We start from the raw sequence: 21647 nt of genomic DNA, 5'->3' as shown, positions 1-21647 counted from the left end.
AATCAGCCGCTTTCCTCTTTGCCAAGACCACAGAGACCATGACTGAGTCCGTTCTTGACTACATGACCCGTTTGGGTCGCGCCGCCCGCGAAGCCTCCCGCGTGATCGCGCGCGCCAGCACTGCGCAGAAGAACCGCGCCCTGCAGGCTGCCGCCAACGCCCTGGACGCCGCCCGCAGCGAACTCACCGCCGCCAACGAGCAGGACCTGGCCGCTGGCCGGGCCAACGGCCTGGAGCCGGCCATGCTCGAGCGCCTGGCGCTGACCCCTGCGCGCATCGACGGCATGATCGTCGGCCTGCGCCAGGTGGCCAGCCTGCCGGACCCGGTGGGTGCGATCCGCGACATGAGCTATCGGCCGTCGGGTATCCAGGTCGGCAGGATGCGCGTACCCCTGGGCGTGGTGGGCATCATCTACGAGTCGCGCCCCAACGTGACCATCGACGCCGCCAGCCTGTGCCTGAAGTCCGGCAACGCCACCATCCTGCGCGGCGGCTCCGAGGCCATCCATTCCAACCGTGCCATCGCCGCCTGCGTGCAGCGCGGCCTGGCCGAGGCCGGCCTGCCAGCCGCCGTGGTGCAAGTAGTGGAAACCACCGACCGCGAGGCCGTGGGCGCGCTGATCAGCATGCCTGAGTATGTCGACATCATCGTGCCCCGTGGCGGCCGCGGCCTCATCGAGCGCGTCAGCCGCGATGCCAAGGTGCCGGTCATCAAGCACCTGGATGGCATCTGCCATATCTATGTTGCCGCCGACGCCGACCTGGCCAAGGCCCAGCGCATCGCCTTCAACGCCAAGACCTACCGCTACGGTATCTGCGGTGCCATGGAAACCCTGCTGGTGGACGCGGCCGTGGCCGCCGACTTCCTGCCGGCCATGGCTGCCCAGTTCGCCGAGAAGGGCGTGGAACTGCGCGGCTGCGAGCGCACCCGTGACATCATCCAGGCGCTGCCGGCCACCGAGGCCGACTGGCACACCGAATACCTGGCGGCGATCCTGTCGATTCGCGTGGTCGACGGCCTGGACCAGGCCATCGAGCACATCAATCACTACGGTTCGCACCACACCGACTCCATCGCCACCGAGAACCTGGCCGAGGCCCGGCGGTTCACCGCCGAAGTCGATTCCGCCTCGGTGATGATCAACACCCCGACCTGCTTCGCCGACGGCTTCGAGTATGGCCTGGGTGCGGAAATCGGCATTTCCACGGACAAGATCCACGCCCGTGGCCCGGTAGGCCTGGAAGGCCTGACTTGCGAGAAATACATCGTGGTCGGCGACGGCCAGCTGCGCGGCCAGGAGCCGGCCTGACTTGGGCGACCTGAGCCAGCCAGGCAGCAAACCCGCGCCACGCCGTATCGGCGTGCTGGGGGGCACCTTCGACCCGGTGCACATCGGCCACCTGCGCAGCGCGCTGGAAGTGGCCGATGCGCTGCGCCTGGACGAACTGCGCCTGACGCCCAACGCCCGGCCGCCGCACCGCGACACCCCGCAGGTGACGCCGCAGGACCGCTTGGCGATGGTGCAATGCGCGGTGCAGGGCGTGGCGCCGTTGACGGTGGATGCCCGGGAGCTGCAACGGGACAAGCCGTCCTACACCATTGATACGCTGGAGCTGATGCGCGCGGAACTCGCCGCCGATGACCAGCTGTTCCTGCTGCTGGGCTGGGATGCCTTTTGTGGCCTGCCTTCCTGGCACCGCTGGGAAGAACTGCTGCAGCACTGCCATATCCTGGTATTGCAGCGGCCTGACGCCGACAGCGAGCCGCCGGATGCCTTGCGCAACCTGCTGGCCGCGCGGTCGGTCAGCGACCCGCTGGCCCTTGAAGGGCCTGGCGGGAATATTACTTTCGTCTGGCAGACCCCCCTCGCGGTGTCGGCCACCCAGATCCGTCAACTGCTGGCCAGCGGGAAGTCGGTACGTTTCCTGGTGCCTGACGCGGTACTGGCCTACATCGAGGCGCACGGGCTGTACCGTGCGTCCAATTGAACTGAACGAGTTTTATATGACTAAGCAAAAAATCAGCGTATCCGGCGAAGAGCTGGTCGAACTGGCCAAGGCCGCACTGGAAGACGTCAAGGCCCAGGACATCCTGGTCATCGACGTGAAGGACAAGCACAGCCTGACCGACTACATGGTCATCGCCACCGGTACCTCCAGCCGCCAGATCAACGCCATGCTGGACAAGGTTCGCGAGAACGTGAAGGCCAAGGGCGCGCAGCCACTGGGTGAAGAAGGCAAGGGCGAAAGCGACTGGGTGCTGCTGGACCTGGGTGACGTCATCGTGCACATGATGACCGCCGCTGCCCGCCAGTTCTACGACCTGGAACGCCTGTGGCAGGGCGCCGAGCAGAGCCGTGCCGCCAGCGGCGCGCACCACACCCCGGGCAACGAATAAGGCCGGGCCATGCGTCTGCGTCTGATTGCGGTCGGCTCGCGCATGCCGAAGTGGGTGGAAGACGGTTGGCAGGAATACGCCAAGCGTCTGCCGTCCGAGCTTGCCCTCGACCTGGTGGAAATCCCGCTCAACACCCGCGGCAAGAACGCCGACGTGGCGCGCTTCATCCGTCAGGAAGGCGAAGCCATGTTGGCCAAGGTTCAGCCGGGGGAGCGTATCGTCACGCTCGAAGTGCACGGCAAGCCGTGGAGCACCGAGCAGCTGGCGGTAGAGCTGGACAAGTGGCGGCTGGATTCGCGCACCGTCAACTTCATGGTGGGCGGCCCCGAGGGGCTGGCGCCTGAAGTGTGCGCGCGCGCCGACCAGCGCTGGTCGCTGTCGCCCCTGACCTTGCCGCACCCGCTGGTACGCATCCTGATCGGCGAGCAGTTGTATCGCGCCTGGACAGTCCTGTCCGGGCACCCTTACCACAAATAAGCGTACAAGCCGCCTTTCATGTCCCAGCCGATTCGCCTCAAGGATCACGAGAAAGACGCACGCCTGGTGCGTAGCCGCGTCGTGGTCGGCGCAATCGTGGTGATGGTGATGGTGTGTGCGCTGGTGGCTCGCCTGTATTACCTGCAGGTCATCCAGTACGAATATCACTCCACGCTGTCGGAGAACAATCGGGTGCACGTGCAGCCGATTCCGCCGTCGCGCGGGCTGATCTACGACCGTAACGGGGTGATCATCGCCGATAACCGGCCCAGCTTCAGCCTGAGCATGACCCGTGAGCGGGCCGGGGACTGGGCGCAGGTGCTGGACAGCATCGTCCAGATCCTCGACCTGGGCCCTGACGAACGCGCCATGTTCGAAAAGCGCATGAAGCAGGGCCGCCGGCCGTTCGAGCCGGTACCGATACTGTTCGAGCTCAACGAAGAACAGATCGCCCGAATTGCCGTGAATCAGTTCCGCCTGCCTGGGGTGGAAGTGGTCGCGCAGCTGGTGCGCCATTACCCCCAGGGGCCGCATTTCGCCCATTCGGTGGGCTACATGGGGCGCATCAACGAGAAAGAGCTGAAGAGCCTCGACGCCGTGGCCTACAGCGGCACCCACCATATCGGCAAGACCGGCATCGAGCGCTTCTACGAGCCGCAGTTGCACGGCCAGGTGGGTTATGAAGAAGTCGAGACCAACGCCCGTGGCCGCGTGCTGCGGGTGCTCAAGCGCACCGACCCGGTGCCTGGCAAGGACATCGTCCTGAGCCTGGACATCAACCTGCAGGAAGCCGCCGAGGCCGCGCTGGCCGGCCGTCGTGGCGCCATTGTAGCCCTCGACCCGCAGACCGGCGAGGTGCTGGCCATGGTCAGCCAGCCGAGCTTCGACCCCAACCTGTTTGTCACCGGCATCAGCTTCAAGGCCTATGCTGACCTGCGCGACTCCATCGACCGGCCGCTGTTCAACCGCGTGCTGCGCGGCCTGTACCCGCCGGGCTCGACCATCAAGCCGGCGGTGGCCATCGCCGGCCTCGACACTGGTGTGGTGACTGCCAGCACCCGGGTGTTCGACCCCGGCTACTACCAATTGCCCAACTTCGACCACAAGTACCGCAACTGGAACCGCAGCGGCGACGGCTGGGTGGACCTGGACACGGCGATCATGCGGTCCAACGACACCTACTTCTACGACCTGGCGCACAAGATGGGCATCGACCGCCTGTCCAGCTACCTCAACCGTTTCGGCATCGGCCAGAAGGTCGCCCTGGACATGTTCGAGGAGTCCCCGGGGCTGATGCCGTCGCGGGACTGGAAGCGCGCTACCCGGCGCCAGGCATGGTTCCCGGGTGAAACCCTGATCCTGGGGATCGGCCAGGGCTACATGCAGGCCACCCCGCTGCAACTGGCCCAGGCCACCGCGCTGGTGGCCAACAAGGGCAAGTGGAACCGTCCGCACCTGGCGCGCACCATCGAAGGTGAACCGCCGGTGGACGAGAACCCCATGGAAGACATTGTGCTGCGCGACCCCAACGACTGGGACCGCGTCAACCACGGCATGCAGCAAGTGATGCACGGTGCCCGTGGTACCGCCCGCAAGGCGTCGGTCGGCGCCCAATACCGCATTGCCGGCAAGAGCGGCACTGCCCAGGTGGTGGCCATCAAGCAGGGCGAAAAATACGACCGCTCCAAACTTCAGGAACGCCATCGCGACCACGCCCTGTTCGTGGGTTTTGCGCCGGCTGACAATCCCAAAATTGTAGTTGCGGTGATGGTGGAGAACGGCGAGTCCGGTTCCGGCGTCGCGGCGCCCGTGGTGCGCCAGGTGATGGACGCCTGGCTGTTGGGCCCCGATGGCCGGCTCAAGCCCGAGTACGCCAGCAATACCGCAACGGAGATCACCGCACGTGAAGAGTAATTTCGATCGCATGCTCTCCAGCGAGGACGTGATGCGCCGCCGCGCCACCTTGCTGCAGCGCATCCACATCGACGGCCCGCTGTTGATCCTGCTGCTGACCCTGGCGGCCGGCAGCCTGTTCGTGCTGTATTCGGCCAGTGGCAAGAGCTGGGACCTGCTGATCAAGCAGGCCACCTCGTTCGGCATCGGCCTGGTGTCCATGCTGCTGATCGCCCAGCTGGAACCGCGCTTCATGGCCCGCTGGGTGCCGCTGGCCTACTGCCTGGGGGTGATCCTGCTGGTGGCCGTGGACGTCATGGGCCACAACGCCATGGGCGCCACGCGCTGGATCAACATCCCGGGGGTGATCAAGTTCCAGCCCTCGGAATTCATGAAGATCATCATGCCGGCCACCATCGCCTGGTACCTGGCCAAGCGCACGCTGCCGCCCACGCTCAAGCATGTAGGGGCGAGCCTGATGATGATCGGCATCCCGTTCATTCTCATCGTGCGCCAGCCGGACCTGGGCACCTCGCTGCTGATTCTGGCCTCGGGTACATTTGTACTCTTCATGGCCGGCCTGCGCTGGCGCTGGATCATCAGCGTGATCGCCGCGGCGGTGCCGGTGGCGGTGGCGATGTGGTTCTTCATCATGCACGACTACCAGAAGCAGCGGATCCTGACCTTCCTCGACCCCGAGAGCGACCCGCTGGGCACCGGCTGGAACATCATCCAGTCCAAGGCCGCCATCGGTTCGGGCGGGGTGTTCGGCAAGGGCTGGCTGCTGGGCACCCAGTCGCACCTGGACTTCCTGCCCGAAAGCCACACCGACTTCATCATCGCCGTGCTCGGCGAGGAGTTCGGCCTGGTGGGCATCTGCGCCTTGCTGCTGTTGTACCTGGCGCTGATCGGCCGTGGCCTGGTGATTACCGCCCAGGCGCAGACGCTGTTCGGCAAGCTGCTGGCCGGCAGCCTGACCATGACGTTTTTTGTTTACGTTTTCGTCAATATCGGTATGGTCAGCGGCCTATTGCCCGTCGTAGGCGTGCCGCTGCCCTTCATTAGCTACGGCGGAACTTCGCTGGTGACGCTGATGTCAGCGTTTGGGGTTTTGATGTCGATCCATACCCATCGCAAGTGGATCGCGCAGGTTTGATTAAGGTGAAGAATTTCATGCAAGCAGTATGCAACTGGGCCGCTCGGTGCATTCCCTGGGTCGGCCTGGTGGGCATCCTCGGGTCGTCGCAACAGGCGACGGCCGGCGACTACGACGGCACCCCGCAACTGGCCAAGTTCGTTGGCGAGATGACCCGTGACTACGGCTTCGCCGGCGAGCAGGTGATTGGCGTGTTCGAGGAGGTGCAGCGCAAGCAGGCGATCCTCGATGCCATTTCCAAGCCGGCCGAACGGGTGAAGCCGTGGAAGGAATACCGCCCGCTGTTCATCACCGACGCGCGCATTGCCCGCGGCGTGGACTTCTGGCGCCAGCACGAGGTAGCGCTCAAGCGTGCCGAACAGGAATACGGCGTGCCGGCGCAGATAATCGTGTCTATTATTGGTGTCGAAACGTTTTTCGGCAGAAATACCGGCAACTACCGGGTGATCGACGCGCTTTCCACCCTGGCGTTCGACTACCCGCCACGGGCCGACTTCTTCCGCAAGGAGCTGCGCGAGTTCCTGCTGCTGTCGCGTGAGCAGCAGGTCGACCCGCTGAGCATCAAGGGGTCGTACGCCGGCGCCATGGGCCTGCCGCAGTTCATGCCCAGCAGTTTCCGCGCCTATGCCGTCGATTTCGACGGCGATGGCCACATCAACATCTGGAGTGACCCCGATGACGCCATCGGCAGTGTCGCCAACTACTTCAAGCAGCACGGCTGGGTGATGGGCCAGCCGGTGGTGAGCCGCGCCTCGGTGCGTGGCGAGCACGTGGACGAAGGCCTGAGCCCGGGCATTGATCCGGTCAAGAACGTTGGACAGTTGCGAGCACTGGGCTGGTCGAGTCATGATGCGCTGCGCGACGATATGCCAGTGACTGCTTTCCGCTTCGACGGTGAGTTCGGTCCGGAATATTGGATGGGGCTTGGCAACTTCTACGCCATCACTCGCTATAATCGCAGCGCCATGTATGCCATGGCCGTCTATCAACTGTCGCAAGCACTGGTTCAAGCACGGGGCGTCAAGTAATGCGGACTACGCCGATTCGCACACCACTGAAGCTGATGGGCTACGCAGCCCTGGCCCTGCTCGTCGTCAGCTGCTCGTCGACCAGCCGTGCCCCGCAAAGCGGTGGTTATACCGTGCGCTCGCAGCCTGGCCTGGACATCAACCGGGCCCACAAGGACGGCGCGCCGTGGTGGGACGTGGACGTCTCGCGCATCCCTGACGCGGTGCCCACGCTGCACAGCGGCCCGTACAAGGCCAACCCCTACACGGTGCTGGGCAAGACCTACTTCCCGCTCAACGATGCCAGCAGTTACGTGGCCACTGGCACGGCCTCCTGGTACGGCACCAAGTTCCACGGCCAGAACACCGCCAACGGCGAGGTCTACGACCTGTACGGCATGAGTGCCGCGCACAAGACCCTGCCGCTGCCCAGCTACGTGCGCGTCACCAACCTGGACAACAACCGCAGCGTGATCCTGCGGGTGAATGACCGCGGGCCGTTCTACTCCGACCGCATCATCGACCTGTCCTACGCCGCCGCCAAGAAGCTGGGCTATGCCGAGATCGGCACCGCGCGCGTGAAGGTCGAGGGTATCGACCCCGCCCAGTACTGGGCCCAGCGCGGCCGCCCGGCGCCGCTGATGCTTGACCAGCCGCAGGTGGCGCAGGTGCCGCAGAAGCCGGCCATCACCGCGTCGGCCGGCACCATCGAGCAATGGACGCCGCCGCCACAACAGCATGCCGCCGCCGTCCTGCCCGCGCAGATCGACGCAAAAAAAAACGCTTCTGTTCCAGTCTCTGGCCAGTTTCTCCAGGTGGGAGCGTTCGCCAATCCGGACGCTGCGGAGCTGCTGAGGTCGAAGCTGAGTTCGATGGTGCGAGCCCCGGTGTTCGTCAGCTCGATCGTGCGCAACCAGCAGACACTGTATCGAGTGCGGATGGGGCCGATCGGCACGCCGGGTGAGGTGCAGCAGACCCAGGACAGCGTGCGCCTGGCCAACCTGGGTTCGCCTAGCGTGGTCACCGCAGAATGACTTTTCCGGCCTGGCAACAGGCCGGACCACGGCTGGCGCCTGTCCTTGGGGGCGGGTGCCAGCCGTTTGATTAACGGCCCGCAGAACGGCTGAGCAGTAAACGGGGTCATAGGCCCCGACACAAAACAGATTTTGCCCGAGAGGGCATGTGCCCATTAGCAATTTCGAGAGACGGATGAACATCACCACCTTTGCCAAACGCCTGTGCCTGCCTGTACTGCTGCTGATCGCCCCAGTTGCCATGTCGGCCGAGCAAATGACGCCTGCGGCGCCGCAACTGGCTGCCAAGGCCTACGTACTGATGGAAGCGTCCAGCGGGCAAGTCCTGGTGGATAGCAACGGCGACCAGCGTCTGCCGCCAGCCAGCCTGACCAAACTGATGAGCGCCTACATCGCCACCCTGGAGATCAAGCGCGGCCAGATCGGTGAGAACGATCCGGTGACCGTCAGCGAGAACGCCTGGCGCACCGGTGGTTCGCGGATGTTCCTGAAAGTCGGCTCGCAAGTGTCGGTCAGCGACCTGCTGCACGGCATCATCATCCAGTCGGGCAACGACGCCACCGTGGCCCTGTCCGAGCACATCGCCGGCAGCGAAGACGCCTTCGCCGACATGATGAACAAGACCGCCGGCGACCTGGGCATGGAGAACAGCCACTTCATGAACCCTACCGGGCTGCCGAACCCGGATCACTACTCCACCCCGCACGACATCGCCAAGCTGGCCCGCGCGATCATCAACATCGACCCGGCCCACTACGCGATCTATTCGCAGAAAGAGTTCTTCTGGAACAACATCAAGCAGCCTAACCGCAACCTGCTGCTGTGGCGCGACAAGACCGTCGACGGTCTGAAAACCGGCCACACCGAAGAAGCCGGCTACTGCATGGCGGCCTCGGCCGTACGTGATGGCATGCGCCTGATCGCGGTTGTGTTCGGTACCACCAGCGAAGCGGCCCGTGCTGCCGAAACCCAGAAGCTGCTGACCTACGGTTTCCGTTTCTTCGAAACCCAGACCTTCTACCAGAAGGGCACCGAGCTGGCTAAAGCCCCGGTATGGAAAGGTGCTACCCACGAAGTGCGCGCCGGCCTTGCCGACGACCTGACCATGACCCTGCCAAAAGGCCAGCTGAAAGGCCTGACCGCCACCATGACCATGAAGCCACAGCTGACCGCGCCTATCGCCAAAGGTGACGTGATCGGTAAAGTGGAAGTCAAAAACGGTGACCAGGTGGTCCACAGCGCCGACCTGATCGCCCTCGACGCGGTCGAGGAAGGTGGCTTCATCCGCCGCATGTGGGATAGCATTCGTCTATTCTTCTACGGCTTGTTCAACTGATTACGTGAATAGCATGCCCCCTGGCTGCGCCGTGCGGCCAGGGGGTTTGTCCGTCTTCACGGCTTAAGAGGCCGTTACTGCTATGACAGACACAGAAGTCAAGGCTCCTAAAATCGAATTCCCTTGCGCCGATTATCCGATCAAAGTAATCGGTGATACCGGCGCGGGCTTCAAAGACAAAGTCATCGAAATTGTCACGCGTCACGCCGACATCGAGCATGACAAGACCGCCGAACGCCAGAGCAGCAATGGCAAGTACACCACGCTGCAGCTGCACATCCTGGCCACCGGGCAAGACCAGCTCTACAACATCAACAGCGAACTGCGTGCCACCGGCGTAGTTAAAATGGTGCTCTGATGTCGCGGTGCCTGGGCTTTCGCGAACTGGGCCTTGTGGCCTACGAGCCGGTCTGGCACGCGATGCAACGTTTTACCGACCAGCGCACCCCGGCCACCGGGGACGAGGTCTGGCTGGTGCAGCACCCCGCGGTGTTCACCCAGGGCCAGGCGGGCAAGGCCGAGCACCTGCTGGTGCCCGGCGACATCCCGGTGGTGCAGGTGGACCGTGGCGGCCAGGTGACCTACCACGGCCCCGGCCAGTTGGTGGCGTACCTGCTGCTGGACGTGCGACGCCTGGGCTACGGCGTGCGTGAACTGGTCACGCGCATCGAGCAGACCCTCGTCGCGCTGCTGGACGAGTATGGTGTACCGGCGGCGGCCAAGGCCGATGCCCCCGGTGTGTATGTCCAGGGTGAGAAGATCGCCTCGCTGGGCCTGCGGATCCGCAACGGGTGTTCCTTTCATGGCCTGGCCTTGAACGTGGACATGGACCTGGCGCCGTTCCGCCGTATCAACCCCTGCGGATATGCCGGGCTGGCGATGACCCAGTTGTGCGATCATGCAGGCCAGATTGAATATGCCGAGGTTGGTGCCCGGCTGCGCGCGCAGCTCGTCAAGCACCTCGACTACGCTGAGCAGACGACCCTGACGGGCGGAATCGATTGATATGACTACCGCGCAAGACACAGCTGAATCCGTGCAATCCATGATCCCGGTGACCAACGTGACCCCGCCCCGGCCAAAAGTCGAGGCCGGCGTGAAGCTGCGTGGTGCCGAGAAGGTCGCGCGTATTCCGGTGAAGATCATCCCTACCGAAGAACTGCCGAAGAAGCCTGACTGGATCCGCGTGCGCATCCCGGTTTCGCCGGAAGTCGACCGCATCAAGCAGCTGCTGCGCAAGCACAAGCTGCACAGCGTGTGCGAGGAAGCGTCCTGCCCGAACCTGGGCGAGTGCTTCTCCGGTGGTACCGCTACCTTCATGATCATGGGTGATATCTGCACCCGTCGCTGTCCGTTCTGCGACGTCGGCCACGGCCGCCCGAAAGCCCTGGATGCTGACGAGCCGATGAACCTGGCCGTGGCCATCGCCGACCTGCGCCTCAAGTACGTGGTCATCACCTCGGTGGACCGCGACGACCTGCGCGACGGCGGTGCCCAGCACTTCGCCGACTGCCTGCGGGAAATCCGCAAGCTGTCGCCGGGCGTGCAGCTGGAAACCCTGGTGCCGGACTACCGCGGCCGCATGGACGTGGCGCTGGCCATCACCGCCGCCGAGCCGCCGGATGTGTTCAACCACAACCTGGAAACCGTGCCGCGCCTGTACAAGGCCGCGCGCCCGGGTTCGGACTACCAGTGGTCGCTGACCCTGCTGCAGAAGTTCAAGGAACTGGTGCCGCACGTGCCGACCAAGTCCGGCCTGATGCTGGGCCTGGGCGAGACCGACGAGGAAGTGATCGAGGTGATGCATCGCATGCGCGAGCACAACATCGACATGCTGACCCTGGGCCAGTACCTGCAACCGTCGCGCAGCCACTTGCCGGTGCAGCGTTTCGTGCACCCGGACACCTTCGCCTGGTTCGCCGAGGAAGGCTACAAGATGGGCTTCAAGAACGTCGCCTCCGGCCCGCTGGTACGTTCCTCGTACCATGCCGACCAGCAGGCGCACGAGGCCAAGATCAAGCTCTGATCGACGCCTGAAGCACCCGTGCCGGCCGGCAGTTCACCGAACTGCGGCCGGCATTGTTGTTCATGGGCCATGACATTGGGATACAGGGGGTTACACGGCTATGCTGTTCTGTCACGGGGAACGCTCTAAAGTAGGCGCTTTCGATCCACGCAAGGAGCCCATCGAATGACACACCAAGCCGCTGCCACCCTGCCGCGCAGGGTACCCACCGAGGCGCAGATCGCCCTGATCGCGCCGGCCGGCCCCAAGGATTTCAGTGTCGAGGCCGCCGAACGCTGGGTCACCAGCCGAGGCCACCGGCTCAAGGTCTACCCTGGCGTGCTGCAGCACCAGGGCTACCTGGCCGGCAGCGACCAGGCGCGCCTGCAGGACCTGCACGACGCCTTCGCCGACCCCGAGAACGACGCGATCATCTGCCTGCGCGGTGGCTACGGCGCCCCGCGGCTGCTGGAGCACATCGACTACGAGCTGATCGCCCGCCACGCCAAGCCCTTCATCGGCTACAGCGACATCACCGCCTTGCACCTGGCGTTCGCCCGGCACTGCAATTTCGTCACCTTCCACGGCCCCATGCTTACCTCGGACCTGCTGGCCAACCGCCAGGCGCCCACCGAGGACTCGCTGCGCCGCCTGCTGCGCGGCCAGCTGCGCGCCGGTGACCTGCTGGCGCACCCGGTGGCCCACCCGCTGACCTGCATCGAGCATGGCGTGGCCAGCGGGCGCCTGACCGGCGGCAACCTGTCGATGATCTGTGCCACCCTGGCCACCGACTACGAAATCGACCTGAACGGCGCCATCCTCTTCATCGAGGACGTTGGCGAGCCCCTGTACAGGGTTGACCGGCTGCTCACGCAACTGCGCCTTGCCGGGCGTTTCAAGGGCCTTCGCGGGGTATTGGTGGGCGACTTCTCGGGGCTGGACGTGCCGCGGCTGACGCCGTTGCTCAAAGAGGTCTTCGAGCCGATGGGCATCCCGGTGCTGGCGGGTTGGCGCAGTGGCCATTGCGACCCGAACCTGACCTTGCCGCTAGGCGCCCAGGTGCGCCTGGACGCGGGCCAGAAGACCCTGATGCTGGAGCAGGATGTGGTGCGGTAGTGGCTGGACCACACCCCTCTCGTAGCAGCGGCCGCCAGGCCGCGTCCAGGGCTTACTGACCCCGCAAACTATCCAGCAGCTTGTGGTTGGCATACCCATCCGCCGGCCAGCCCAGCGCCTGCTGCGCCTGGCGGATCGACTTGCGGGTGTTGGCGCCGATGATGCCGTCCGGCGTGCCGGCGTCATACCCCTTCGCGGTCAGCAGCGTCTGCAGCTCGATACGCTCGGTGCGGCTCAACGGCAGGTCATCGCGCGGCCATTCGCCGGTCACGTAGCCACCGCCATCGAAACGCTGGGACAGCAGGCTCACCGCCAGCGCGTACGACGACGAGTTGTTGTACTTGAGGATGGCGCGGAAGTTGTCCAGCACCAGGAACGCCGGGCCACGGTAGCCCGCCGGCAACAGCAGTGACGCCGACAGCTGCTCGCTGCCGGTGGGCAGGCGGGTGCCCGGCGTGACCTTCACGCCCATCTGCAGCCATTCGCCCACCGGCTTGCGCAGGGTGCCGTCGGCCTGGGCGTAGTCGAAGCCTGGCGCCAGCTGCACTTCAAAGCCCCACGGCTGGCCACGCTGCCAGCCGGAGCTTTGCAGGTAATGGGCGGTGGAGGCGAGGGCGTCCGGCGCGCTGTTCCAGATATCCCGGCGGCCATCGCCGTCGAAGTCCACCGCGTGGGTGTTGTAGGTGGACGGGATGAATTGGGTCTGGCCCATGGCGCCGGACCAGGAGCCCAGCATCGCCTCTGGTTGAATATCACCGTTCTGCAGGATCTGCAGCGCGGCAATCAACTGGTCCTGGGCGAAGCTCTGGCGGCGGCCTTCGTAGGCCAGGGTCGCCAGGGAGCGGATCACTGACTTGTCACCCTGGAACTGGCCGAAGCTGCTCTCCATGCCCCACACCGCCACCAGCGCCTGGCGGTCCACGCCATAGCGCTGCTCGATGCGTTGCAGCACGTCGCCGTACTGGCTCATCAACGCCTGGCCCTTGCGCACGCGCACCGGCGAGATGGCGCCATCCAGGTATTCCCACACCGGCCGGGTGAACTCCGGCTGGCTGCGGTCGGCCTTGACCACGCTCGGGTCCGGGGTAACACCGGCGAAGGCGCGGTCGAACACATCCGGACGAATGCCAGCCTGCAGGGCCTGCTGGCGGAAACCGTCTTCCCACTGGGTGAAGGTTTCGCTGGGCAACACCACGCCATCGGCATCCACCGGCGCGGCCGTGGTCAACGGGGCCTGTGGCGAGCTTTTCTGGGCAGGGACGGGCAGGGCATCGGCGGCGACGGTCGGCTTTTCAGCGCAAGCGCCCAGCAGAACGAGAACGGAAGCAGCGAGCAGGTGACGCATGTGCACACGCTGGGGACGACGAAGAGGCATTCACAGGTCCAGGTATTTCGGGTTCAGGTGTGGACCATAACATGAGAGCAGGGGGGGAGGGGTAGCGCGGGGCAACGTTCGGCGTGAATGGGCTTTTCAGGCAGCCAGAAAAGGAGAAGCCTCCCAGTTTTTCGACTGGAAGGCTTCGCGTTTGTAGCTGCCCTTGCCCTTGGTGGGTCGTTCCTGGCGGCTGCGGAACAGGGGCTGGGCGATGATGGACTTGGCCTTGTTGGGGCGCTTTTTGCTCATGGCGGGTCTCCTTGGTTGGAGCGCCGATCATACGCCTCTGCACACACCATGCAACCGTAGCAGCGGCCGCAGGCCGCGTCCCGGGCGCTGCGCTTGTATCGCGTTGCCTGGGACGCGGCCTGCGGCCGCTGCTACGGGTTTCATCACTGGGCGGGGAGCACCGTTCGCTGGCCTGCCATCAACAGCGACAACCGCGACAGGCTGATCCACACCGACCCCTGCGCCTGGCCCTTGATCTGCGCGTCGATGTGCTGGGCGTCCTGCAGCAGTTCGCCCCAGCGTTTTGCCGAGTGGCGTTGCAGGGCCTTGCTCATCAAAGGGCGGCGCTTGTCCCACACCGGCGGCTTGGCGCTGCTGAAGGCTTTGTCCAGTGGTGTGCCCTGGCTGTATTGCAGCGAGATGTTGGCCAGCGTGCGCAACTCCCGGGCCAGGGCCCAGAGGATGACCGGCGGTTCCACGCCTTCGCCACGCAGCCCTTCGAGCATGCGCAAGGCATGGGCGGCCTCGCCGTTCAGCACCGCGTCCACCAGGCCGAAAACGTCGAACCGCGCGCTGTCGGCCACCGCCGATTGCACGGTTTCCAGGGTTACCTGGTTGTTCTCGGCCAGCAGCTTGAGCTTCTCGATTTCCTGGGCGGCAGCCAGCAGGTTGCCTTCCACGCGGGCGGCAATCAGCTCCACCGCATCCTGCTGCGCAGCCAGGCCAGCCTGGGACAGGCGCTGGCGAATCCATTGCGGCAGCTGGTTGGCGTCCACCGGCCAGATCTGCACGAACTGGGTCTGCTGGCCTTCGACCAGCGCCTTGCCCCACTTGGTCTTCTGCGCGCTGCCATCGAGCTTGGGCAGGCTGATCAGCAGCAGGGTGTCTTCGGCAGGGCGCGAGCAGTACTCGATCAGCGCCGCAGCGCCCTTGTCACCGGGCTTGCCCGAGGGCAGGCGCAGCTCCAGTAGGCGGCGCTGGGCGAACAGCGACAGGCTGGCGCCAGCCTGCAGCAGGGTGCCCCAGTCGAAGTTGGCGTCAGCGCTGAACACCTGGCGTTCATCGAAGCCTTGCTGGCGCGCAGCGGCGCGCACCGCGTCGGCGGCTTCCTGGCACAGCAGCGGGTCGTCGCCACTGATCACGTAGATCGGCGCGAGGCTGCCTTGCAGGTGCTTGTTGAGTTGGGCGGGGGTCAGTTTCATGGTGATGAAAGAAGGGGCGCCTGAGCGCCCCGTTCCTCTTTTACTTCGAAGGGATCTGGACAGGCGACTGTTGCGGCGTCGCGTCACGAATGCGTTGCGCTTCGGCTTCCTGCTCGGCCAGGGCCTTGGCCTTGGCTTCGGCATCATCCTGCAGCTTGTCCAGCTGCTGCGGGGTGATCTGCTGCAGGCGCAGCATCAGGCGCTGGACGATTTCACGACGCATCTCGTCGCGAGTCTCGTGAGCGACCTGGTCGGAACCCGCCAGGTTGTTGCCATCCTGGGTGTAGGTCTTGTCTACCACGACCTTGTCGCTGAGCAGGTTCAGGTTCTCGTGGCCGACGATGTCATAGCTCAGGGTGGTGGTCAGCTCGTACTCAGCCGAACGCGTACCGCTGGTATAGCTGGCGGTGCGCTGGTCTTCCTGCTCGCGGCTCAGCACCAGCTTGTAGGGGGCGCCGTCGTAGACCTTCACGCCGCTGGCGGCGATCTGCTTGCGCAGTTGCGTCACGGTAGGGCCGTAGGCGTCACGCGCGGTGATGTTCAGCTCCTTGAGAGCCATCACGCTGGTGCCGGTGCCGCGCAACTGGAAACCGCAGGCGCCCAGCAACACGGCCAGGCCCATAACCAGTAGATTGCGTTTGATCATCTTGTTGCTCCCTAGAAACCTTGTGGGCCGACTCTGTAAATGGCGCCCGGTTGCCCGGGCGCGCTGATCCGATCAGCTGGCGACGATATTGACCAGTTTCCCCGGCACGACGATGACCTTGCGGATCGTCAGGCCGTCGATGAAGCGCAGCACGTTCTCGTTGACCCGGGCGGCCGCCTCGATTTCCTCGCGGCTGGCGCTGGCTGGCATCTCGATCTGGCCGCGCAGCTTGCCGTTGACCTGGATCACCAGCTGCAGGCTGTCCTGTACCAGGGCGCTTTCGTCCAGCACCGGCCAGCCGGCGTCGATGACGGCACCGGCGTGGCCCAGCGCATTCCACAGTTCGTGGCAGATGTGCGGGGTGATCGGGGCCAGCAGCAGGGTCACGGTCTCCAGGCCTTCCTGGATCAGTGCACGGTCCTGCTCGGTGGCCTGCGGGGCCTTTTCCAGCACGTTCATCAGGGTCATCACCTGGGCGATGGCAGTGTTGAACTTGTGGTGCTGGCCGATATCCTGGCTGGCCTGGCGGATGGCCAGGTGCGTGGCACGGCGGATAGCCTTCTGCTCGTCATTCAGGCTGGCAACGTCCAGCGCGGCCGGCAGGCCCTGGGCCACGTGGGCCTGGGCCAGGCGCCAGACGCGACGCATGAAGCGGTGCGAGCCTTCGACGCCGGAGTCGGACCATTCCAGGCTCATGTCGGGCGGCGAGGCGAACATCATGAACAGGCGGCAGGTGTCGGCGCCGTACTGGTCGATCATGGACTGCGGGTCGACGCCGTTGTTCTTCGACTTCGACATCTTCTCGGTGCCGCCGATTTCCACCGGCAGGCCGTCGCTGATCAGCTTGGCGCTGATAACCTTGGCCTTGCTGTCGCGCTCAAGCTCGACGTCGGCCGGGTTGAACCAGGTCTTGCCGCCGTTATCTTCCAGGCGGTAGTAGGTCTCGGCGACCACCATGCCCTGGGTCAGCAGGTTCTTGAACGGCTCGTTGGAGCTGACCAGGCCTTCGTCGCGCATCAGCTTGTGGAAGAAGCGCGCGTACAGCAGGTGCAGGATGGCGTGTTCGATACCGCCAATGTACTGGTCAACCGGCAGCCAGTGGTTGGCCGCAGCTGGGTCGACCATGCCGCCTTCGTATTGTGGCGAGGCGTAGCGAGCGTAGTACCACGACGACTCCACGAAGGTGTCCATGGTGTCGGTTTCACGCTTGGCCGGCGCGCCGCATTTCGGGCAGCTGCACTCGTAGAACTCGGGCATGCGCGCCAACGGCGAACCGGCGCCGTCCGGCACCACGTCTTCGGGCAGCTTGACCGGCAACTGGTCTTCGGGCACCGGCACGTCGCCACAGGTGTCGCAGTGGATGATCGGGATCGGGCAGCCCCAGTAGCGCTGGCGGCTGATGCCCCAGTCGCGCAGCCGGAACTGGGTGCGCGACTTGCCCAGCTCTTTCTTGATCAGCGCCACTTCCATGGCGTCGAATGCGCCAGCGAAGTCCAGGCCGTCGAATTCGCCGGAATTGATCAGCGTGCCGTGCTCGCCATAGGCTTCCTGCCACGGGGCAGGGTTGGTGTCGCCGGCGCTGGTGCGTACTACCGACTTCACCGGCAGGCCATACTTGTGGGCGAACTCGAAGTCACGCTCGTCGTGCGCAGGCACGGCCATGACCGCGCCGTCGCCGTAGTGCATCAGCACGTAATTGGCGACCCACACCGGCAGCTTGTCGCCGGTCAGCGGGTGCTCGACGAACAGCGACGTCGGCATGCCTTTCTTTTCCTGGGTGGCGACGTCGGCTTCGGCGACGCTGCCGCTCTTGCATTCGTTGATGAACGCCTGCAGCTCAGGGTTGTTCTGCGCGGCCAGGGTGGCCAGCGGGTGCTCGGCGGCCACGGCCACGTAGGTGGCGCCCATCAGGGTGTCGGGGCGGGTGGTGAACACTTTCAGGGTGCCGGCTTCGCCGATCGACGCCTGGTGGTACGGGAACTGCACCTCCATGCCGCGCGACTTGCCGATCCAGTTGCGCTGCATGGTCTTGACCTGCTCGGGCCAGCCGGTCAGTTCGTCCAGGCTTTCCAGCAGCTCTTCGGCGTAGGCAGTGATGGCGAAGTAGTACATCGGGATTTCGCGCTTCTCGATCAGCGCGCCCGAACGCCAGCCACGGCCGTCGATGACCTGCTCGTTGGCCAGCACGGTCTGGTCGACCGGGTCCCAGTTCACGGTGCCGTTCTTGCGGTAGATCACGCCTTTTTCGAACAGGCGGGTGAACAGCCACTGCTCCCAACGGTAGTAGTCAGGCTTGCAGGTGGTGACTTCGCGCGACCAGTCGATGGCCAGGCCCAGGCTTTTCAGCTGGGTCTTCATGTAGGCGATGTTCTCGTAGGTCCACTTGGCCGGCGCGACCTTGTTCTTCATGGCGGCGTTTTCCGCCGGCATGCCGAAGGCGTCCCAACCCATCGGCTGCAGGACGTTCTTGCCCTGCATGCGGTGGTAACGCGAGATCACGTCGCCGATGGTGTAGTTGCGCACGTGCCCCATGTGTAGCTTGCCGCTGGGGTAGGGGAACATCGACAGGCAGTAGTAGGTCTCCTTGCCTGGTTGTTCACTTACTTCAAAGGACTTTTGCTCGTCCCAGAACGACTGGGCGGCGGCTTCGATTTCGCGGGGCTGATAGAGTTCGTGCATGGCTACTTTGCGCTGAGAAATGGGTGACCTTATCCAGGCAGCGTGAAATCCGCTACACCCGGCAATCCGGTGGCGATCTTTAAACGCCGTAGCATACATGACCCCGCTTCAAGGTGGGAAACCCATATTGCATCCAGGCATGCCCATCCAACCCGGCCAAAAGCCAGCAAAGCCCCGCAGGCATTGGCCGTTGGTCGCTGCAGCGGGCTGGTTTCGCCTGCGCCGCTAAGCTCATCAATGGGGAAGCTGTTTTATCTTCAATGAGGTGAACGGATGGTTGAGTCACATGTTAATGCTATGAAGCCGGAGCTGTTCGAGCGTCTGATCGATCGTCTCGGCCTGGCCCTCGACGTTGCCCGCACATCTGTACGTTTGCGCAACGAAGCGCCTGCCGAACTCGAGTTGCGTGGCTTGAGCCGCGCGGAAGTGGAACTGATCAATGCCTACCTGGACTCCATGCCAGTGGGCGTGCATGCCGGTGCCGTGGTGCGTGACCCCAGGGACGCCGCGCCCGCCACCAGCAATGTGGTGTGGATCAAGGACAAGACCGCGAGAAAGACCGGCGCCAAGGCAAGGGCCGCGCAGTTCAAATAATAGACCGGAGGCGCTGCTCATGCACCCAGACCGCCGGCGAGACTTGCGTACACACATTCAGATTGAGGCCGTGCGCCTTAACCCTTAGGCTTCGGGCATCCTGGGAGATGCTCGATGCCTTTTCGTTACTTCATCAAACAATTATTCCTGCCGCCTGGCGTGCTTTTCCTGTGCCTGCTGCTGGCCTGGTGGCTGCGCCGCTCGCGGCCGCGCCTGGCCCTGGCCTGCTTCGTGGTGGGCCTGGCCGGGCTGTGGCTGATGAGCCTGCCGCGGGTGGTGCAGTTGGCCGCCCACGGGCTGGAGCAGGAACCGGCCCTTACCGCTGAACAATGGCCGCAGCTGGCCCAACGTGCTGATGCCATCGTGATTTTGGGCGCCGGCCGCGAGCGCGGCGACCCGGCCTGGGGCGGTGAAGACCAGCCCACCGGCGTTAATCTCGAACGCGTGCGCTACGCGGCCCGGCTGGCCAAGGCCTCGGGCTTGCCGATACTCACTTCCGGCGGCCTGCACTACGGCTCGCCGCCCAGCGAGGCGTACATCATGGCCACCTCGTTGCGCGATGATTTCGGCGTGGCCACCCGCTGGCAGGAAGGCGCCAGCCGCACCACCTGGGAAAACGCCACCCTGAGCGCCGAGATCCTCAAGGCCCAGGGCATCCACCGCGTGGTGGTAGTCACCCAGGCCTGGCACATGCCGCGGGCGCGCTGGAGCTTCGAACATGCGGGCCTTGAGGTGGTGAGCGCGCCGGTGGGCTTCCTGGGCATCGACAACGCCCGCCCGCTGGGCGGCTGGATGCCCGAGGGCAAGGCGTTCTGGCAGAGCGGGCAGTTGTTGAACGAGGCGGTGGGGTTGGTCGGGTATCGCCTGTTTTACCGTTAATCCGTGGCAGCTGCCGAAGGCTGCGTCCTGGCCCTGCCGTGGTGCCCTGGACGCGGCCTTCGGCCGCTGCTACGGGGGAGCCGAGGCCCCAATCACACCGTCTTGGCGATCCGGCTGGCCAGCAGGGCCCAGCCGAACAGCACCAGGCACAGGATGATCAGCGGCCACGAGCGCCACTGCAGGTACGGCGTGAGCTGGTGCATGGGCACCACGTCGCCGTACAGGATGCCTTTCTGGAACTGCGGGATCTGCGCGGTGATCTGCCCGAACGGGTTAATCAGCGCGGTGACGCCGTTGTTGGTGGCGCGGATCATCCAGCGGCCGGCCTCCAGGGCACGCATCTGCGCCATCTGCAGGTGCTGCAGCGGGCCGATGGAGGTGCCGAACCAGGTGTCGTTGCTGATGGTCAGCAGCAGATCGGCCTTGGCGGCTTCACCCGCGGCAAACTCGGGGTACACCACTTCGTAGCAGATGAACGGCGCGATCTGGTAGCCCTTGGCCTGCAGCAGCGCTTGGTCGGCCGGGCCACGAGCGAAGTCCGACATAGGCAGGTCGAAGAAGGTGATCAGCCCGCGCAGCAGGTCCTGCAACGGCACGTATTCGCCGAACGGCACCAGCTTCTGCTTCAGGTAGGTGCCATCACCCTGGCCCACCACGGTGATGCCGTTGTAGTACTGGTTCTGGTGGCGCACCTGCTGGCGGATCGGCACGCCGGTGATCAGCGCCGCGTTATGGCTGGAGGCGAAGTTGCCCATCATGTCCAGGTAGCCCTGGGCGTTGTCCATCAGCACCGGCACGGCGGTTTCCGGCCAGATGATCAGGTCGGTCTTCTTCGCCGTGAAGGTCATGTCGCGATACAGCGCCAGCTGCGCGTCGACCTGGGCCGGGTCCCATTTCATTTCCTGCTCGATGTTGCCCTGCACGGCCGCCACGCTCAGCGGCTGGCCCAGGGGCTCGGTCCAGGCGTGATGCTTGAGCGCCAGGCCGATGCCCCAGGGGGCCAGCAGCAGGACGATGCCGGCCACCAGGAAGGAGGCGCGCTGGCGCAGGCGATGCAGGTTGCACAGCAGCGCTGCGGTCAGGGCCAGCACGAAGGAAATCAGCCACATGCCACCCACCGGCGCCAGCCCGGCCAGGGGGCCGTCAAGTTGGCTATAACCGGCGTACAGCCATGGGAAACCGGTCAGGAACCAGCCGCGGAAGGCCTCCTGGGCCACCCACAGGGCGCCAAAGGCCAGGGCGTCGGCCAGCGGCGCCTCGTTGCGGCGCAGCCAGCGCGCCCACAGCCAGGTGGGCAGGGCGAAGAACAGCGCCACCGCAATGCTGAACAGCAGCATCAGGAAGCCGGCCAGCAGCACCGAGGCACCGCCGAAGTTGTGAATGCTGACGTAGATCCAGCTGGTGCCGGCGCCGAACAGGCCGAAGCCGTAGGCCCAGCCACGCATGAACGCCTGGCGCGGGCTGAGCCCGCGCAGGCCCAGGTACAGCAGCGCCAGCGACAACAGTGACAACGGCCAGATGTTGAACGGCGCCAGCGCCAGGGGAGTCAGGGCACCGGCCGCCACGGCCAGCAGGTTACCGGGCCAGCCGGGGCGGGTGATCCAGCGCATCTTGATCCTTAA

At 65.0% G+C, this 21647-nt stretch carries 21 protein-coding genes; 15 read left to right on the top strand and 6 right to left on the bottom strand.

All coding sequences use genetic code 11. The features are described from left to right. Window positions 1-38: 38 nt before the first annotated feature. From RAM80_RS13730 to RAM80_RS13670, 13 genes are all read left to right on the top strand, one after another. Window positions 39-1310, top strand: coding sequence for a glutamate-5-semialdehyde dehydrogenase (locus RAM80_RS13730; RefSeq protein WP_416427066.1), 1272 nt, complete (start codon window positions 39-41; stop codon window positions 1308-1310). A gap of 10 nt (window positions 1311-1320) precedes the next feature. Continuing rightward, a complete protein-coding gene (gene nadD / locus RAM80_RS13725; RefSeq protein ID WP_416427477.1) occupies window positions 1321-1989 on the top strand; it encodes a nicotinate-nucleotide adenylyltransferase in 669 nt (222 codons plus the stop codon). A gap of 16 nt (window positions 1990-2005) precedes the next feature. Then, window positions 2006-2398 carry a ribosome silencing factor gene (gene rsfS / locus RAM80_RS13720; RefSeq protein WP_027981076.1) on the top strand — a complete coding sequence of 131 codons (393 nt, stop codon included), beginning with the start codon at window positions 2006-2008 and terminating at the stop codon, window positions 2396-2398. Between the two features lie 9 nt (window positions 2399-2407). Further along, window positions 2408-2875 (top strand): 23S rRNA (pseudouridine(1915)-N(3))-methyltransferase RlmH, encoded by a 468-nt coding sequence (gene rlmH, locus RAM80_RS13715; RefSeq protein WP_027981077.1) that lies wholly within the window; start codon window positions 2408-2410, stop codon window positions 2873-2875. A gap of 18 nt (window positions 2876-2893) precedes the next feature. After that, entirely contained in the window at window positions 2894-4789 is a 1896-nt protein-coding gene (mrdA, locus tag RAM80_RS13710; protein ID WP_416427065.1) for a penicillin-binding protein 2, read from the top strand. Between the two features lie 31 nt (window positions 4790-4820). Then, the gene (gene rodA, locus RAM80_RS13705) at window positions 4821-5924 is read left to right on the top strand and encodes a rod shape-determining protein RodA (protein ID WP_416427476.1); all 1104 of its coding nucleotides are present in this window, start codon (window positions 4821-4823) and stop codon (window positions 5922-5924) included. 17 nt (window positions 5925-5941) lie between these two features. Continuing rightward, window positions 5942-6952 carry a lytic murein transglycosylase B gene (mltB, locus tag RAM80_RS13700; protein WP_416427064.1) on the top strand — a complete coding sequence of 337 codons (1011 nt, stop codon included), beginning with the start codon at window positions 5942-5944 and terminating at the stop codon, window positions 6950-6952. Continuing rightward, window positions 6952-7965, top strand: a complete 1014-nt coding sequence (locus RAM80_RS13695) for a septal ring lytic transglycosylase RlpA family protein (RefSeq protein WP_416427063.1) — start codon at window positions 6952-6954, stop codon at window positions 7963-7965. Before mltB ends, RAM80_RS13695 begins: the two co-directional genes overlap by 1 nt. A gap of 175 nt (window positions 7966-8140) precedes the next feature. Continuing rightward, window positions 8141-9301, top strand: coding sequence for a D-alanyl-D-alanine carboxypeptidase family protein (locus tag RAM80_RS13690; RefSeq protein ID WP_416427062.1), 1161 nt, complete (start codon window positions 8141-8143; stop codon window positions 9299-9301). 82 nt (window positions 9302-9383) lie between these two features. Further along, on the top strand, window positions 9384-9659 hold the full coding sequence (locus tag RAM80_RS13685; RefSeq protein ID WP_027981082.1) for a DUF493 domain-containing protein: 276 nt from the start codon (window positions 9384-9386) through the stop codon (window positions 9657-9659). After that, complete coding sequence (lipB, locus tag RAM80_RS13680) at window positions 9659-10306, top strand: lipoyl(octanoyl) transferase LipB (protein ID WP_416427061.1); 648 nt, start codon at window positions 9659-9661, stop codon at window positions 10304-10306. The genes RAM80_RS13685 and lipB overlap by 1 nt, the downstream gene beginning before the upstream one ends. A gap of 40 nt (window positions 10307-10346) precedes the next feature. Beyond that, complete coding sequence (gene lipA / locus RAM80_RS13675; RefSeq protein WP_416427474.1) at window positions 10347-11327, top strand: lipoyl synthase; 981 nt, start codon at window positions 10347-10349, stop codon at window positions 11325-11327. Between the two features lie 165 nt (window positions 11328-11492). Then, entirely contained in the window at window positions 11493-12422 is a 930-nt protein-coding gene (locus RAM80_RS13670; RefSeq protein ID WP_416427060.1) for a S66 peptidase family protein, read from the top strand. Between the two features lie 52 nt (window positions 12423-12474). On the opposite strand, the gene RAM80_RS13665 is transcribed toward RAM80_RS13670, so the two are convergent. The 5 genes from RAM80_RS13665 to leuS form a co-directional block, all read right to left on the bottom strand. Next, window positions 12475-13797 carry a lytic murein transglycosylase gene (locus RAM80_RS13665; protein ID WP_416427059.1) on the bottom strand — a complete coding sequence of 441 codons (1323 nt, stop codon included), beginning with the start codon at window positions 13795-13797 and terminating at the stop codon, window positions 12475-12477. A 96-nt stretch (window positions 13798-13893) separates the two neighbouring features. Beyond that, window positions 13894-14046, bottom strand: coding sequence for an alternative ribosome rescue factor ArfA (gene arfA, locus RAM80_RS13660; protein WP_027981087.1), 153 nt, complete (start codon window positions 14044-14046; stop codon window positions 13894-13896). 143 nt (window positions 14047-14189) lie between these two features. Beyond that, window positions 14190-15227: a DNA polymerase III subunit delta gene (gene holA, locus RAM80_RS13655; protein WP_416427058.1), complete on the bottom strand. Its 1038-nt coding sequence runs from the start codon at window positions 15225-15227 to the stop codon at window positions 14190-14192. Between the two features lie 40 nt (window positions 15228-15267). Then, window positions 15268-15873: an LPS assembly lipoprotein LptE gene (lptE, locus tag RAM80_RS13650; protein ID WP_416427057.1), complete on the bottom strand. Its 606-nt coding sequence runs from the start codon at window positions 15871-15873 to the stop codon at window positions 15268-15270. Window positions 15874-15945: 72 nt separating this feature from the next. Beyond that, window positions 15946-18552, bottom strand: a complete 2607-nt coding sequence (gene leuS, locus RAM80_RS13645) for a leucine--tRNA ligase (protein WP_416427056.1) — start codon at window positions 18550-18552, stop codon at window positions 15946-15948. A 273-nt stretch (window positions 18553-18825) separates the two neighbouring features. On the opposite strand from leuS, the gene RAM80_RS13640 reads away from it, so the two are divergent. After that, the gene (locus RAM80_RS13640) at window positions 18826-19146 is read left to right on the top strand and encodes a hypothetical protein (RefSeq protein ID WP_416427055.1); all 321 of its coding nucleotides are present in this window, start codon (window positions 18826-18828) and stop codon (window positions 19144-19146) included. Window positions 19147-19260: 114 nt separating this feature from the next. After that, window positions 19261-20025, top strand: coding sequence for a YdcF family protein (locus tag RAM80_RS13635; RefSeq protein WP_416427054.1), 765 nt, complete (start codon window positions 19261-19263; stop codon window positions 20023-20025). Between the two features lie 92 nt (window positions 20026-20117). Here RAM80_RS13635 and lnt read toward each other — a convergent pair whose 3' ends face one another. Then, entirely contained in the window at window positions 20118-21635 is a 1518-nt protein-coding gene (gene lnt / locus RAM80_RS13630; protein ID WP_416427053.1) for an apolipoprotein N-acyltransferase, read from the bottom strand. Window positions 21636-21647: the final 12 nt, after the last annotated feature.

Origin of the sequence: Pseudomonas sp. App30, from assembly GCF_047947025.1 — a bacterium.
GTDB lineage: Bacteria > Pseudomonadota > Gammaproteobacteria > Pseudomonadales > Pseudomonadaceae > Aquipseudomonas.
Note: the sequence above shows the minus strand (reverse complement) of the source record. Positions and strands in the feature narration are given on the sequence as shown.